The sequence below is a fragment of the Paenibacillus sp. N119s genome, from assembly GCF_059447605.1.
This window is the reverse complement of record NZ_JCAJRU010000135.1, coordinates 1-14,102: the sequence shown is the minus strand read 5'-3', so window position 1 is coordinate 14,102 and position 14,102 is coordinate 1. Positions and strand designations below refer to the sequence as shown.

Below are 14,102 nucleotides of genomic sequence, written 5' to 3'. Positions count from 1 at the left end.
AGATAAAATATCTCATGTTTGATTTTGCGAACAAAATCAATTTACTCACTCGTTGTTCAGTTTTCAAAGATCAAACCTTTATTATGACTCGCTTTGTTTCACCACCGCGTCTCAGCGGCGACTTAAATAATGTAACACATAACCTCATTTTTCGTCAAGCATTTTTTTAAACTTTATTTTTTCGCTTGTTGCAACACCTTTTATCCTGCTTTAGACAGTTATAAATTATTCGTGTTGCTTAATGGGGCGAGTTATAACTTAGCACATATTTTACATACTCGTCAAGCTAGACTAATAATTTATTTATTTTTATCTCCTGTAAATTATAATTCAGGTAAGAAAAAAGGAAGAAAGGATCGCGTATATCAACCTTTCTTCCTGATAAATTAACCTCTTCGACCATCGTCAAAGAAGGGAGTAGCGCAGTTCACGATTTTGTCCGCGATCCCTAAATCCCCCGGCGGCTGATTCTCTAATAAGCGAACGATAAACCAGCTTACGAAGCACGACAGTAAGATCTAATTGTAGATTTTCTAGCTCAGGATGATTCATAAGTTCATCTATTGACCAAGGTTCCCGCCTGCTGCCTAATATACGTAATAGCGGAGAGGAGCACTCCTCCATTTTTGACAAGACTGAAAATTCACAAGCAAGCAGTACCAGTTCAACCCGTTGCTCCAGAGTCTCCGTACTTAATGTGAGCTCGTTATACAACTTTTCAACCGTTCGATCCAGCGATTGTACCTGAACCCATAAGTGAACCTTAGGATAAATTCCTCGTTCAATGAGTTCAATAGAAGCCCAATGATCCAGTGCCTTCAATACACTTTGATAAGCGTCAATGGTCCGCCCTTCTCGTACTGCTTTTTTACCCTGAACGTAATTGACCAGAAAGCGGGAGAACTCATGAAATCGTTTCTGCTCCCGCAGTGGATCGTTAAATTCAATAATTTCCTGCCTTAAAAGACGAACCCTTTCATCCCGTTCCCAGACCATACGACCTTCTAGCACATAATCTATAATGTTGGCTTGTTCACCAGCGATAATCCAGCCCTTCAGACATCTGAGCGTTGTGTACAACACTTGGCACTTTAATCCATTAATCAATAAGTGTTGAATAGAACGAACTGGTTTCCGGCCTTCTCCAATAATCAGAATGAGTTCATCAAAGTCGTGCAACATCGAACCGTGGAAATACTCTCCCGGCTTTCTGTACGAAATAACACCTATTGAATCTTCCTGCAACAATTCATCATGCATCAGGTTTAATTTGGTTAGCTGCACTTCACCCTCCATACCTGCAAGGCGGCTATAACCGCTAAATTGGATTTTGGATACATGTGATCATTTCTACATAAATAAGAAACTTCCTTCTTCAATTGTATAAATTTTTATCTTATTTAATTATTTCTTTCAGCTTTATCCAAGCATTTTTATCTGCAAAACTTCGACTCCACACACCAATTCCGCCCAGATTCAGTGATTTGGCAAGTTCCACTCTTGCCTTCAGGGATACCTGATCTTCTAACCAAATCTTTTTGACCACACCGTCTTCTGTATACTCGACATAATTCTGACCTTCGGAGGCTCTAAATTTAGGCTTCAACTTAAATTCGGCTATGATATCCGCTACTGACTCCATACCAAGTGATTTGGATGTGACCTTAATCTTCCCTTCTTTGGGAGTCTCGGACCAAACGCGGGTATATAACGGTATACCTAAAATTACTTTTTGAGGCGGCACTTCGTCTTCCTGAAGAACCCGCTTAATCGACGCTTCTGTCCATGGCAATGAGGCAACGGAACCAGCCTTTGGACTAGCTGCCCAATGCTCATCATACGCCATTACCATGAGATAATCAGTGATCGCGCCTAGTGATTTTCGATCCAAGAAGGCAGACCACATCTCACTTTGAGATTTAGGCGTAACATCAATGGACAATATCAAATCATGTGCCCGAGCCATCGGTTTAAGTTCCCGCAAAAACTGGGTAACATTAGGGCCATCCTTTGTATGAACATTTTCAAAGTCAATATTAATACCGTCCAGATCATTTTCTAGGGCAAGTGAAATCATTTGATCTACAATCGACTTTCGGCGTTCAAAAGTAGATAATGCCTCGGTTGTTATTTCGGGGTTAAAGCTGTTGCTCAACAAGCCCCATACCTCCATCCCCTTGCGATGTGCCCAGCTGACATATGCAGGGTCCGCCTTGCTTTCTACAGTGCCCTCATCATCAACGACGCTAAACCATGTAGGACTTACCACATTTACGCCAGGCATAGGATCAAATTTGGAAGGATCAGGCTTACGATTATAGACAGCTTCCCAAGCGAGATTCACGGGTCTACCCTCCCAATGCTTCTCCGAGATGGACAATTCGTCCTTAACCGAAGGTATCGCAAGCTCTTCTCCTTCAGAGATACAGTCTGACTTAATGTATCCTGCATAGCCATTGTCTAACTGCACAAAATACCAATCGCCCTGTTGGGACCAGATGCGTACTTTTGTCTGCTGAGATACATCGGTCAAAATAAAAGATAGGCTAGAGGCTTCTTTACGCAAAGCAATTCTAGCATCCTGTTCCCCATCTTTCTTTTCTACACTACCTAGCCTGACCTTCTCTCCAGCTTTCATTAAAATAACGGCACCTGTCAAAGGATCTTCGTGTATGGATATACCATACACTTCACGTACAGCCTCTATGGGGATATACACCTCTCCACCGATGATCTGAGGGGCGGCGCTAAGCGCATATGCTTTACCATTCAGTTCTCCTTGTGTCTGTGAAACGTTCATATGGAGCAAGCTTTGCCTCGTTGCCATAATGACGGTTTGGCTGTCATCCTCATAACGAATTGTAGGGTCAATTTGACCTTGTATCAATTTAAGCGGCATCAACATGTTTTTGCCGGAGCTTTGAGCTTCATATCCGGTTAACTTGCCCTTCATAAAAATAGGTCGGACACTCCCCTGCCAATCCGGTTTCTCGTGAAGAGGATTACCATACCATACGACAGTAATAGCGCATATAATCGCTGCGAATAATAGCAGGCTTGCCGCTCCTTTGAATCGAGAACGTTTACGGCGGCGTCTGGAATGAATTCTGGCCAATATTGAACCTCCATTGTAAGAAATTTTGATTTCTGTATTTTGTGACTTCAGCAGATGACTTGAAACAAAAAAACAAAGTGATTTAAACAAAAAAACGCGGTAAATCCCCACTTATGGGGAATTCCTCACGTTTCCAATCCATTACAATATATACATACGCCACAAAAACTTCTATTCCTTGTTTCGTTACGATTGTTTGTTACTACAAGCTTTGCATACTCCGTGTAACTCCATACGATGTCCATGTACCTCGAAGCCTGTTTCCAACGCAGCATGGCGTTCCACATCTGCCAAATACGGATAACTGAAATCTTCAATTTTTCCGCATTTTTCACAAATGATGTGATAGTGCTCCGAAATATTGGCATCATATCGACTGGCGTTATCTCCATAGGTCAACTCATGTACCATACCCGCTTCTATAAACATCTTTAAGTTATTATAAACCGTAGCCACACTCATACTTGGAAACTTGGACTCAAGCGCACGATATATTTCATCTGCAGTCGGATGCCCCATAGATTCCATTAAATAGTTTAATATGGCATGGCGCTGGGGTGTTATGCGTACACCTGTCTTCTTCAGAAGTTCCAAAGCATGCTGGACGCGTGCTGCCATATATGTCCACCGCCTTATCCCTTACTTGCAATCCTATCAAAAATTACCACACATCTATTTACAATTTACTTCTATAGCTACTCACATTGTACGGTCTACTCAAGATTCTTGTCAACGCGACGCATTGTCGCCGGATGTTCCTATAGGAGTATCTGTCATAGGAGCTTCTCGTTCATCCAGAGAGTTTCCAGAGGTATCGGGTGCAGTCGATTCCCCGGAATCATTCAAGTCGGGTAACGACGGTATCAGTAACTTTTTGATGGTTAAATTGCTATTCCCTTCTACGTTGATCACATATTTGCCATCCCCGTTTTGGCCTGAAATACTTTTACTGTCTATTTTAAATGGAAAATCGGACTGAAGATTACCATAACTGCTTGAACCCTCTAGCTGAAAATCTCCATTCGACGGAAGATCCAATACGATATCACCAACAGCACTGTATATTTTCCAGTCCCCTCCTACCTGCTCGCTATGCACTTTGATTGCACCGTTAAGTGAACTTGCATTCAGTTTGGCTTTAGAATTCAGTATATTCATGTCACCATTCTGAGTATCTGCAGTGATATCCCCTTCCGAGCGAGCAACCTGGATGTTACCTACCATGGTGTGTAATGACACGGCTCCCTCAATATCCCCTGCCTGCATATCACCACGGTTCGTGCGCACATCCACATCTCCGGTAATCCGATGCAATCTAATCTGACCGTTCAGAGTGACTCCTTTGACATTGCCAATAGCATCATTAACTATGAGATTCCCATTACCGCTCTCAAGCCGGATGCTGTCGATAGCGTCAATTCCATTCAAGGTAATATTCCCATTGGAGGTTCTAATCTGCATATTGAATCGCCGGTCCTCCGGCACGGTGATCAGCATGTTCATACGAGGCTGACGTTTACTTGATGCTCCGTATGACTGTACCTCCGGACGAATCTGAATGGTCTTCCCGTCGGTAGAGGTCAGTGAAGAAGCTTGAGCAATCTTGTCCGCCTCGGCCGCAGGCGCTTGGTCCACCCATAGAGTCCCACGCACCTCTATATTGGACACAGGTCGTCTGATCAGTGTTATATCTCCATTCACCGAATCAACTACCACATCGGACGTCTGCATCGTTACAGGTATGAGCACACCGCCCATATCATACCGATTCTCTTTAGCCTGGCTAAAATCCATAGAGGCCGATGTCAGATTGAGACTAACCCGGTTCCACAGATACATATAATGGTTTTGCTGAGTCACGATAAAAACCGAGGCAGTCACTACCAAAGCGGACAGAATTCCCTTAAGGTCAGGCCTAAAACGTCGTCCATTGTCAGGCTTGCCTTCCTTGCGATAGTACACGCCAAAAAAAATCAGATACTCCAGTCCCCACAGCACAAAGATTACAGGCCACCACACAAGGAGCTGAAGCATATATTCAGTGTTCTGAAGCACATCTACAATCAGCAAAATGCCTACAGCCATCAACAAAAGCGAAGCGGTGTAGCGGCCGACTCTTATTTTGCGGTGCACGCCTGCTTCACCCTCTTTCTTTCAACTTTTTACGTCTAAAGGACAATAAGGCTTCCCTTAGAAAAAGGAATAAACCGATCATCATTAATATAATGGCCAGCGTCAAAAATCCGTAATCTTCAAAGAAAATGCTTAACCAGCGAGGTTTCATGCGGAACAGAATCATAAGTCCTCCACCTGCTACCAATAGCACGGCAAAGGCAAAACCTCTTTCCCATGCATAAAAAGGACTGCTTTGCTGACCTCTAGCATCCATTCGTGCATATTGATCTGGCTTACGCCGATAACGAACCATGTAATCTGCTGACTGTAAGACATCGTATACATTATAAAAATATAGAACGGGTATAAACAATCCAAGCAAAATAAGCAGCGGGATGTTAATCCTTAGACCATCTGAGGAAACATACAACATCGCAAAAATATCTAGCAGGAGCAATACAATAAATGTAAGTCCCCTAATAAACAGTCCTAAAAAAAGATGTCCCATTCCTGGTATTATAGCTGCCATGATAATAGCAATTACTTTGCGAAATTTAGCGTATTGCAGACGCCCCCGCCGCTCCTGTCTATAGGGCTGTTCAGCCTGTTTAGACTGTTCAGACGGTAACGGTTGTTCCGAGTTCATGCCATCCTCCCCTTTGAATTCCATACGCAACTCTGCTGAAAATACTTTGATGGTTACATAGTACCCCAATCAGATTTGATAGTAACTGTAAAAAACAGGAATATGATCACTCAACGGAGACTGCAGCTATATCTTCCCATTGTCGTAAATCAGCTGCAATACGTACCGGATTAAAGTCATGTCGGGCCAGAACCTCAAGGGAAACCTCCATACTCTGCCGATCCGGATGCAATTCATGAAACGGAACATTTTCATGCTCTTTAATCATGATTTTGCGTATTTCTATCTTTTCTTGCTCTAAATAAGTCGAAATTTGCTCTAGCAATCCGTGTGAAGACAATCCGTACAGTGTAATAAGATGACGCTTCCGTCCACGCATATACCGAAGTTCTAATTTGTTGAACACCCACAAATTTAAAAATACGAGCACAGTTGCCGCTATAGAGGGGAAGTAGAAGCCTGCTCCGACCCCAAGGCCAATGGCAGCTACGACCCAAATGGAAGCCGCCGTCGTCAGTCCAGTAATGGATTTACCCGTGAACATAATCGTACCTGCCCCCAAAAAGCCTACGCCAGTAATCACCGCCGTAGCCAAGCGTGCTGGATCTATACGCACATTAGCTTCTTTAATAAAATCAGCAAAGCCGTAAATGGACAGTAGCATAATCAGCGTCGAACCAAGACTGACCATAATGTGAGTTCGTAAACCAGCAGCGTGATTGGAACGTTCGCGCTCAAAGCCAATGAACCCACCGAGAAGCATGGACAGTAATAGCCGTAAAATGATATGTGAATCGTCTATAATCCACGGATTATTCATTCGAGTCCTCCTCCCGGTTGTGGTCATGTTTCCCTGTCCGGGCACGCGGTTGTGAGTATTATTCCACGTTATGCAAATGGTAGGTGGTTAATTCCACGCCTGGGGCCACCTCTGCTGCGGAAACGGGACGAAAACCATGCTTTCGATAAAGTGCCACCGCTGGCGTGTTTAAAGTTCCTGTAGTGACAATAAACAGGGGGACACTCTGATATTTATTCAAAACATGCTTCATTAAGGAATCCGCAATTCCTTGGCGAAAATGATCTGGATGAACCATCATACGTGTAAGGGTAAGCGATCCGGACGACTCAGACTGCACAGCCAGCGCCCCTAAAAGTTCACCATCCTCCAGCCACCCGTAAAAAGACTCTCCGCAGCTTCTCAGCGTCTCCAATGTATCCAATAGCGGAGGAATCTCATTAAACCCGATCAACTCAGCTTCCAGTCTATAGGCGACGTGTTGAAGACGCCAGATCTGACTGACAATATCATCATCTTCCAATGAACATAGGGTAACCATGCCGTTTGCCCTCCTAAGGAAACTCATCATATGTCAACACGCTTCTGATACCTGTTTGATGTCCATGCGTTGCTTTGCAACTATGCAAAAGGGGCCTGTCCCTAAAAGACAAGCCCCTGTCATAACTATGCCATTAACGATTCAGCACTTCTGTCAGCAACTTATTAGCGAGGGCAGGGTTAGCTTTGCCCTTGCTCTCCTTCATCACTTGACCGACCAAGAAGCCGATGGCCTTTTGCTTGCCAGCTTTGTAATCCTCGACCGATTGCGGGTTGGCTGCTACAACTTGTTCGACAATTGTCAGAATTGCACCCTCATCACTGATTTGCACAAGCCCTTTTTCTTCAACAATTTGCTGTGGCAGTTTATCACTTTCCAGCATTTCCTTGAAGACTGTTTTGGCAATTTTACTATTGATCGTCCCTTTTTCCAGTAATCCAATCATTTCACCCAAGCCTCGACCTGTCAATTTAACCTGCGACAGTTCAACACCGGCACTGTTCAAATATCCGAGTAAATCCCCCATAATCCAGTTGGATACTGCTTTGGCATCCTTGGTGTACTGGAGACTATCCTCAAACAAATCAGCCAGTGGCTTGGAGGACGTAATGACCTGTGCATCATACTCAGGTAATCCATATTCCGAAGTATAACGCGCTTTACGTTGGTCAGGCAATTCAGGAATTGAAGCACGGATACGCTCTTTCCACTCCTCGTCAATATGCAGTGTAACGAGATCCGGATCCGGGAAATAACGGTAGTCGTGCGCCTGCTCCTTACCACGCATGGACAAGGTCTTACCCTGCGCCTCATCCCAGCGCCGTGTCTCCTGTACGATTGTTCCGCCTTCTTCCAGCGTCTGTTCTTGCCGGAACTGCTCATATTCCAATCCGCGCTGTACGCCACGGAAGGAGTTCATGTTTTTCAGTTCTGCTTTGGTTCCCAGCTCTTTTTGTCCGCGCGGACGAAGGCTGATATTCGCATCACAACGAAGCGATCCTTCCTCCATCTTCACATCGGATACGTCGCAATACTGCATAATGGCACGTATTTTTTCCAGATAAGCCTTGGCTTCTTCCGGCGAAGATATATCTGGTTCCGAAACAATCTCCACCAATGGTGTGCCGACCCGGTTAAAATCAACCAAAGACGCATAGCCACCATCAACATGGGTTAATTTCCCTGCATCCTCTTCCAGATGCAACCGGGTAATACCGATACGCTTGGTTTCACCGTTCACTTCAATATCAATCCAGCCGTTCTCGCCAATCGGTTGATCATATTGCGAGATTTGGTAAGCCTTCGGTGAATCGGGGTAAAAATAGTTTTTGCGGTCAAACTTGCTCACATCAGCGATGGTGCAATTGAGCGCCATTGCTGCTTTCATCGCATAATCAACGGCTTGACGATTCAATACTGGCAATACCCCCGGATGTCCGAGACAAACCGGACATGTATGAGAGTTTGGCGGCGCTCCGAAGGATGTCGAGCATCCGCAAAATATTTTGGACTTCGTATGCAGTTCCACATGGACTTCAAGTCCGATGACCGTCTCATACTTCGATGTAGTTGTAGACATGAATAGGTTCCCTCCTTTTTGACAAATTACAGCTGCGGACGCTGCTTGTGAAATTCAGTATTTTGTTCAAAGGCGTGAGCTACACGCAGTACAGAAGACTCGTCAAAGGCTTTCCCGATAATTTGCAGTCCGACTGGCATTCCATCTGCAAGACCACAAGGAATACTGATAGCCGGCACACCAGCCAAACTTACCGGAATCGTCAAAATATCGTTCAAATACATCGTTAATGGATCATCCACTTGAGAACCGATTTTGAAAGCGGTAGTCGGTGCTGTAGGTCCGATAATCACATCATATTGTTCAAATACACGATCAAAATCCTGTTTGATCAGTGTACGCACTTTTTGAGCTTTCAAATAATAAGCATCGTAGTACCCGGAGCTGAGTGCATAAGTACCGAGCATAATCCGACGCTTCACCTCAGGACCAAACCCTTGCGTACGGGACTGATGGTAGAGATCAAGCAGGTTATCTGGATTGTCAGAGCGTACACCATAGCGCACGCCGTCGAAGCGGGCCAGATTGGACGATGCTTCGGATGAAGCCAGCAGGTAATATGTCGCAACCGCATATTCCGTATGTGGAAGAGATACCTCTTCCCATACAGCGCCCAATCCTTCCAGTGTTTTCAGTGCATCGAGCACTTTTTCCTTGACCTGTGGATCTACACCTTCACCAAGATACTCTTTAGGCACAGCGATACGAAGTCCTTTTACATCTCCGGTTAAAGCGTTCAAATAATCAGGAATGTCTACCTTCGCAGACGTGGAGTCCTTCGGGTCATAGCCAGCAATGGCTTGCAGAACATAGGCCGAATCCTGAACATTTTTGGTAATTGGTCCGATTTGGTCTAAAGAGGAGGCAAAGGCCACCAGTCCAAAACGGGATACGAGACCATAGGTTGGTTTTAGGCCAACTACACCGCAATAAGAAGCAGGCTGGCGAATAGAGCCGCCTGTATCGGAACCGAGTGTGAAATAAGCCTCACCCGCCGCAACAGCCGCAGCCGAGCCACCACTGGAACCGCCGGGAACACGTTCTAGATCCCATGGATTACGTGCCGGGAAAAAGCTGGAGTTCTCATTAGAACCGCCCATGGCGAATTCGTCCATGTTCATTTTACCAAGTGTCACCGTTTGCGCTGCGCGTAACTTACCGACAACCGTCGCGTCGTAAACAGGGTCAAAATTTTTCAAAAACTGACTACCACATGTAGTACGCAGCCCTTCTGTCACGATATTATCCTTAATACCGACCGGTAAACCAAACAACAACCCTCGTTCTTCTCCTGAAATCAGCTGATCATCCAGCTGACGTGCGGATGCCCGGGCCTGTTCCTCGTCAACGGTAATATAGGCTCTGATCTTGTCTTCCCGCGCATCAATTGTCTCCAGAGCGTGTCCCACCAGATCACTCACGGAAATTTCCTTTTGATGCAGCTTGTTATGTATTTCCGGCAATGTGTTATTAAACAAGCTCAATTTGCATCCTCCTTTCAAATGTGAAATCTATTCCAGAACAGCAGGAACTTTAAACTGTCCGTCTTCTTCTTCAGGTGCATTACGCATCACTTGCTCGTGCGTCAAACTTTCGCGAACTTCGTCGTCCCGCATAACATTGCTGACATGCAGCACATGAGTGGTCGGTTTTACCTGCTCCGTATCCAACTCATTCAGCTTCTCCGCATAATGGAGAATGGCATTTAATTGTCCTGTCATGGTTTCTTCCTCAGCCTCGGTCAGATTCAACCGGGACAGCCTGGCTACGTGACGGACATCTTCTTTGGAAATGTTCATTCAAATCCCTCCTCATATATAAACAAAAATCCAATAAGCGACTGGAATCGGATTTTGCAAAATCCTGACATCAAAAATGTTACACCGAACTTTGAAATAACGTTTTTAATTATAGGATAGAACCCTATACAATTCAATCTTTGACGCGGTACAGAAGCAGACTGTACATGAATGAGGTAAATGTTACTAAAAGAATATAAAAAAAGCACCTCTCGGTGCTCTTTCGAGAAAACTATAGCAGCTGAAATCGTGCTCATTATATATTGTTAAAAAGAGTCGGCAACAGCCGACTCCTATATCCAAGCACGTAAATTAACTTGTTTGATAAAATCAGCCTGTGACAACAATTCTGCCGCGGTTTCTTCTTCCTCCGTCTCTACTGAATCATGACCACCGTTCATCACATGTCTGAACAGCTTCTCATTATGAGTAGCAAGGGCGTAATCTATCAGCGCTTCACGCTCAATCCGTTCGGCTTCCAGCTTGAGAATACTTTCTTCCAGCTCGATGTCCCCGGATGGTACGAAAAAATTGCGATTCACTTTCGGTATGCGAATGACATAGTCAAAAGCATTGTCCGCATTACGGTCGTAAGCAATGATATAACCATGTTCGCCCACAGGAAGATTCTGCTCAAAAGCATCCGCGACGATCATAATTCTAGCTCCTAAATGATGCATCGTTAGCCCCCCCGTTTGTCTGAACTTATCTGCTAAGTCTACTAAAAAAAAGGTAGCTTGTCTATATCATCTATATATCTTCATAATCGACCGTCTCCTCGTCCATTTCTATGTTCATTGAGCCTTATCTGCCAGTTTTGTGTAAGACTTCTGTCCCGCCGTTTTACCTTATTCCAGGTTATAATCTTCGGTTCGGAACCTACCACATCATCTTTAATATCTATTATTTTGGGAAGATGTAAACTACCTTCGTTCTCACGATGTACCTTATATATATGTTTTCTTTTCATTCTTGCTCCCCCCTTGTGATCTGACGGCTTCATCCCTCTATATCCTCTTATGGGCAAAAAAAGAACGCAAACCGGGATTCATCCACAGCTTGCGTGCTTCGCGAGTTTAGTATGTAACTTTAATACATGTATGTTAACAAAAATAATAACCTTTGTCTATACATAATTTATATTTTGTTGTCGAATTGAGGCAAAACCTGTCACTTCTTTGATTTTGCCTCACTAATTGATGTTCATCAGATTTAACGAATATACGGATTGTGGGCTTTCTCATAACCAATGGATGTTTTGGGTCCGTGACCAGGATACACTGTAACGTCATCTCCAAGTGGAAACAACTTATTCTGGATGGAGTCATACAAATCACGTTCCCGGCCACCCGTTAGATCTGTGCGTCCAACGCCCTGACGGAACAGTACATCCCCGGAAAAAAGATCTTTGCCGCACAAGAAGCTGACGCTACCGGGTGAATGCCCCGGTGTATGGAACACTTTGAATGTATGCCCGATTAGATTTAATTGCTGCCCCTCTGCCAAATCATATTCAGCAGGTTCTGTCGAGATCGGTGGTGATGCCTCTGGCCACATTAAGGAGCCATTCAGCTTAGGAGATGTGAGCCAGTCCTGCTCCAAGGCGTGTAGATATACCGGGCATCCTTTGGCATTGCGAATCTCCTCCACCCCACCGATATGATCAAAATGGGCATGGGTCAGCAGGACAGCTTCAATGGTCAGGGATTCAATCGCTCTCAGCAAAGGTCCCGGATTCATTCCTGGATCAATAATAACGGCGCGCTGTGGATCATCTCCTTGAAGCAAATAAGCATTCGTTTGAAGGGGTCCAAGGTTAAAGCTACGAATTGATAAGGTCATAAGTTAAAATCCCGAGATCAGCTCGCGTAATTCCTGAACAATCACAGGATGAACCTCGGTTCCCTCCCCATATTTTGCAGCCATTTCCTTGCGAGCAACTGCGATTTTTTCTTGATAATCATCGGCTTCCCGATCTGGATTTTCACGTTTGAATTCGATCATAATTTGTTGGACATGTGCAGGGCGTGGTCCCCAGTGACCAAGTACGTGACCTCCCGTATCCGCAAAAATCACAATCGGCACAGCACGTCCGCCCATCGTCAGGAAATCGTCCATCAGCGCCTGATGATTTTCAAGAATCAACACTTCAGTTGGAATACCGCTATTTTCCAGTGCGCGGAACACTACAGGTACATTGCGTACGACATCCCCACACCAGTCGGCAGCCAATATAAGCACACGCAGATCGTCACGATGGTTCAAGCTTTCAAAAAACTCCCGATCCTCTTCGCTACTCCACACAAACTGATCGTATCCGGAGCGAAAAGCTTCCTTGTTTTTTTCCATACCTTCCATAAACTGCTCGGGACTCAAGCCCTTGCCGAAATATTGCGATACGTTAGTACGGCTCATGTTATACACTTCCTTTTTTGTTTTTGGCTACAATCCATTTGATTACAAAATAAACGATCAAGAGTGCAAGCGCAACCAGCAAGATGGGTTTGATGTAAGGTGCCGCCACTTCATCAATTTGCTCCCACTTGTCTCCCAGCACCATACCTAAATATATAAACAAAACAGACCAAGGTATAATCGCCAGCGTCGTCAAAATAATAAAGCGCCATACGTTCATTCGAGCCAACCCGGCAGGGATTGAGATCGCGTGACGCACAACAGGGATGAAGCGAGCTGTAAAAATGACTCCTGTGCCGTATTTATTAAACCAAGCTTCAGCGTGGTCGACATGGCTTTTTTTGATGAGTATGTATTTCCCGTACTTATCCAATACCGGTCTGCCGCCATAGCGCCCGATCCAATATATAAACAGCTGGGCCAGCACCCCGCCAATCGTTCCAAAAATAACTGCTCCAAAAAAATTAATATGTCCTGAGGACACTAAAAAGCCGCCATAAGCGAGGACAATTTCACTTGGAATAACCTCCACCATCAGGCCTAACATAATACCAAAATACCCCATACTGCGAATGATCTCAAACAAATAACTAATGATACTAGATATATGGTCCATTTCTCTTCCCACTCCCTGCCTGTTTCTCTATTTTCATTAGTGTATCATAGCGGCAGAACACGTCGCCACTTCGCGCAATTAGGGAGGTCAGTGACCCCGGCTCCTGTGCCCGCATAAGTTGTGAGAGAGAGGAGGGGGTACAATATGCCTCCCGGCAAATTCCCCAAACATGACAATTCACAATCCCGTTTACCCACGGCTCGTGGTATCCGCCGCGCATGCAGCAAAGAGCTGTACCGAACCTGCAAGCGTCTGCCTGTTCACATTGCCCCTGATCTGGTCAAGCAGGGTGAAGAGCTGTACTGCCGCAAGGTCGTCGGACACCTCATCTGGATTGCGGAAAACCATAGCAATCGCAAATTACTCTGCGACTGGTGGGACGAAGATGTCAGCGAGGAGCTCGCGACATTGTGGAAGGTGGATCGTGATGTCTTGTGCACCGCTTTTAGAAGTGCCTATGGCGGGTAGCTGTTTGCG

General features: G+C 44.9%; 16 protein-coding genes. 1 reads left to right on the top strand and 15 read right to left on the bottom strand.

Annotated features, from left to right (window positions below; all coding sequences use genetic code 11):
- Window positions 1-405: 405 nt before the first annotated feature.
- The 15 genes from AC5V8P_RS15785 to uptA form a co-directional block, all read right to left on the bottom strand.
- On the bottom strand, window positions 406-1,296 hold the full coding sequence (locus tag AC5V8P_RS15785; RefSeq protein ID WP_064797195.1) for a nucleotidyltransferase-like protein: 891 nt from the start codon (window positions 1,294-1,296) through the stop codon (window positions 406-408).
- A 100-nt stretch (window positions 1,297-1,396) separates the two neighbouring features.
- A complete protein-coding gene (locus AC5V8P_RS15780) occupies window positions 1,397-3,115 on the bottom strand; it encodes a glycosyl hydrolase family 18 protein (RefSeq protein ID WP_064797196.1) in 1,719 nt (572 codons plus the stop codon).
- Window positions 3,116-3,301: 186 nt separating this feature from the next.
- Window positions 3,302-3,733, bottom strand: coding sequence for a Fur family transcriptional regulator (locus AC5V8P_RS15775; protein WP_013373015.1), 432 nt, complete (start codon window positions 3,731-3,733; stop codon window positions 3,302-3,304).
- A gap of 111 nt (window positions 3,734-3,844) precedes the next feature.
- Window positions 3,845-5,248, bottom strand: coding sequence for a DUF4097 family beta strand repeat-containing protein (locus AC5V8P_RS15770; protein WP_064797197.1), 1,404 nt, complete (start codon window positions 5,246-5,248; stop codon window positions 3,845-3,847).
- Between the two features lie 7 nt (window positions 5,249-5,255).
- Entirely contained in the window at window positions 5,256-5,900 is a 645-nt protein-coding gene (locus tag AC5V8P_RS15765) for a hypothetical protein (protein WP_063212807.1), read from the bottom strand.
- Window positions 5,901-5,982: 82 nt separating this feature from the next.
- A complete protein-coding gene (locus AC5V8P_RS15760; protein ID WP_063212808.1) occupies window positions 5,983-6,696 on the bottom strand; it encodes an MgtC/SapB family protein in 714 nt (237 codons plus the stop codon).
- Between the two features lie 58 nt (window positions 6,697-6,754).
- Window positions 6,755-7,216, bottom strand: a complete 462-nt coding sequence (locus AC5V8P_RS15755; protein WP_064797198.1) for a GNAT family N-acetyltransferase — start codon at window positions 7,214-7,216, stop codon at window positions 6,755-6,757.
- 133 nt (window positions 7,217-7,349) lie between these two features.
- Entirely contained in the window at window positions 7,350-8,795 is a 1,446-nt protein-coding gene (gatB, locus tag AC5V8P_RS15750; RefSeq protein ID WP_064797199.1) for an Asp-tRNA(Asn)/Glu-tRNA(Gln) amidotransferase subunit GatB, read from the bottom strand.
- Window positions 8,796-8,821: 26 nt separating this feature from the next.
- The gene (gene gatA / locus AC5V8P_RS15745) at window positions 8,822-10,279 is read right to left on the bottom strand and encodes an Asp-tRNA(Asn)/Glu-tRNA(Gln) amidotransferase subunit GatA (protein WP_063212811.1); all 1,458 of its coding nucleotides are present in this window, start codon (window positions 10,277-10,279) and stop codon (window positions 8,822-8,824) included.
- 27 nt (window positions 10,280-10,306) lie between these two features.
- The gene (gatC, locus tag AC5V8P_RS15740) at window positions 10,307-10,594 is read right to left on the bottom strand and encodes an Asp-tRNA(Asn)/Glu-tRNA(Gln) amidotransferase subunit GatC (RefSeq protein ID WP_063212812.1); all 288 of its coding nucleotides are present in this window, start codon (window positions 10,592-10,594) and stop codon (window positions 10,307-10,309) included.
- 293 nt (window positions 10,595-10,887) lie between these two features.
- The gene (locus tag AC5V8P_RS15735; protein WP_063212814.1) at window positions 10,888-11,274 is read right to left on the bottom strand and encodes a hypothetical protein; all 387 of its coding nucleotides are present in this window, start codon (window positions 11,272-11,274) and stop codon (window positions 10,888-10,890) included.
- An 80-nt stretch (window positions 11,275-11,354) separates the two neighbouring features.
- Complete coding sequence (locus AC5V8P_RS15730) at window positions 11,355-11,564, bottom strand: hypothetical protein (protein ID WP_063212876.1); 210 nt, start codon at window positions 11,562-11,564, stop codon at window positions 11,355-11,357.
- A gap of 242 nt (window positions 11,565-11,806) precedes the next feature.
- Window positions 11,807-12,436: an MBL fold metallo-hydrolase gene (locus AC5V8P_RS15725; protein WP_064797200.1), complete on the bottom strand. Its 630-nt coding sequence runs from the start codon at window positions 12,434-12,436 to the stop codon at window positions 11,807-11,809.
- 3 nt (window positions 12,437-12,439) lie between these two features.
- Window positions 12,440-13,009, bottom strand: a complete 570-nt coding sequence (locus AC5V8P_RS15720) for a thioredoxin family protein (RefSeq protein ID WP_017425942.1) — start codon at window positions 13,007-13,009, stop codon at window positions 12,440-12,442.
- A 1-nt stretch (window position 13,010) separates the two neighbouring features.
- The gene (gene uptA, locus AC5V8P_RS15715; RefSeq protein ID WP_063212817.1) at window positions 13,011-13,625 is read right to left on the bottom strand and encodes an undecaprenyl phosphate transporter UptA; all 615 of its coding nucleotides are present in this window, start codon (window positions 13,623-13,625) and stop codon (window positions 13,011-13,013) included.
- A 144-nt stretch (window positions 13,626-13,769) separates the two neighbouring features.
- On the opposite strand from uptA, the gene AC5V8P_RS15710 reads away from it, so the two are divergent.
- Entirely contained in the window at window positions 13,770-14,093 is a 324-nt protein-coding gene (locus tag AC5V8P_RS15710; RefSeq protein ID WP_064797201.1) for a hypothetical protein, read from the top strand.
- Window positions 14,094-14,102 lie beyond the last annotated feature (9 nt).

What these genes read in the sequence shown, in the direction of transcription:
- gatB (WP_064797199.1), bottom strand. Translation starts at nt 8,795, where the DNA reads ATGTCTACAACTACATCGAAGTATGAGACGGTCATCGGACTTGAAGTC.
- AC5V8P_RS15765 (WP_063212807.1), bottom strand. Translation starts at nt 5,900, where the DNA reads ATGGAATTCAAAGGGGAGGATGGCATGAACTCGGAACAACCGTTACCG.
- AC5V8P_RS15775 (WP_013373015.1), bottom strand. Translation starts at nt 3,733, where the DNA reads ATGGCAGCACGCGTCCAGCATGCTTTGGAACTTCTGAAGAAGACAGGT.
- gatC (WP_063212812.1), bottom strand. Translation starts at nt 10,594, where the DNA reads ATGAACATTTCCAAAGAAGATGTCCGTCACGTAGCCAGGCTGTCCCGG.
- AC5V8P_RS15725 (WP_064797200.1), bottom strand. Translation starts at nt 12,436, where the DNA reads ATGACCTTATCAATTCGTAGCTTTAACCTTGGACCCCTTCAAACGAAT.
- AC5V8P_RS15720 (WP_017425942.1), bottom strand. Translation starts at nt 13,009, where the DNA reads ATGAGCCGTACTAACGTATCGCAATATTTCGGCAAGGGCTTGAGTCCC.
- AC5V8P_RS15710 (WP_064797201.1), top strand. Translation starts at nt 13,770, where the DNA reads ATGCCTCCCGGCAAATTCCCCAAACATGACAATTCACAATCCCGTTTA.
- AC5V8P_RS15755 (WP_064797198.1), bottom strand. Translation starts at nt 7,216, where the DNA reads ATGGTTACCCTATGTTCATTGGAAGATGATGATATTGTCAGTCAGATC.
- AC5V8P_RS15785 (WP_064797195.1), bottom strand. Translation starts at nt 1,296, where the DNA reads ATGGAGGGTGAAGTGCAGCTAACCAAATTAAACCTGATGCATGATGAA.
- uptA (WP_063212817.1), bottom strand. Translation starts at nt 13,625, where the DNA reads ATGGACCATATATCTAGTATCATTAGTTATTTGTTTGAGATCATTCGC.
- AC5V8P_RS15730 (WP_063212876.1), bottom strand. Translation starts at nt 11,564, where the DNA reads ATGAAAAGAAAACATATATATAAGGTACATCGTGAGAACGAAGGTAGT.
- AC5V8P_RS15760 (WP_063212808.1), bottom strand. Translation starts at nt 6,696, where the DNA reads ATGAATAATCCGTGGATTATAGACGATTCACATATCATTTTACGGCTA.
- AC5V8P_RS15735 (WP_063212814.1), bottom strand. Translation starts at nt 11,274, where the DNA reads ATGCATCATTTAGGAGCTAGAATTATGATCGTCGCGGATGCTTTTGAG.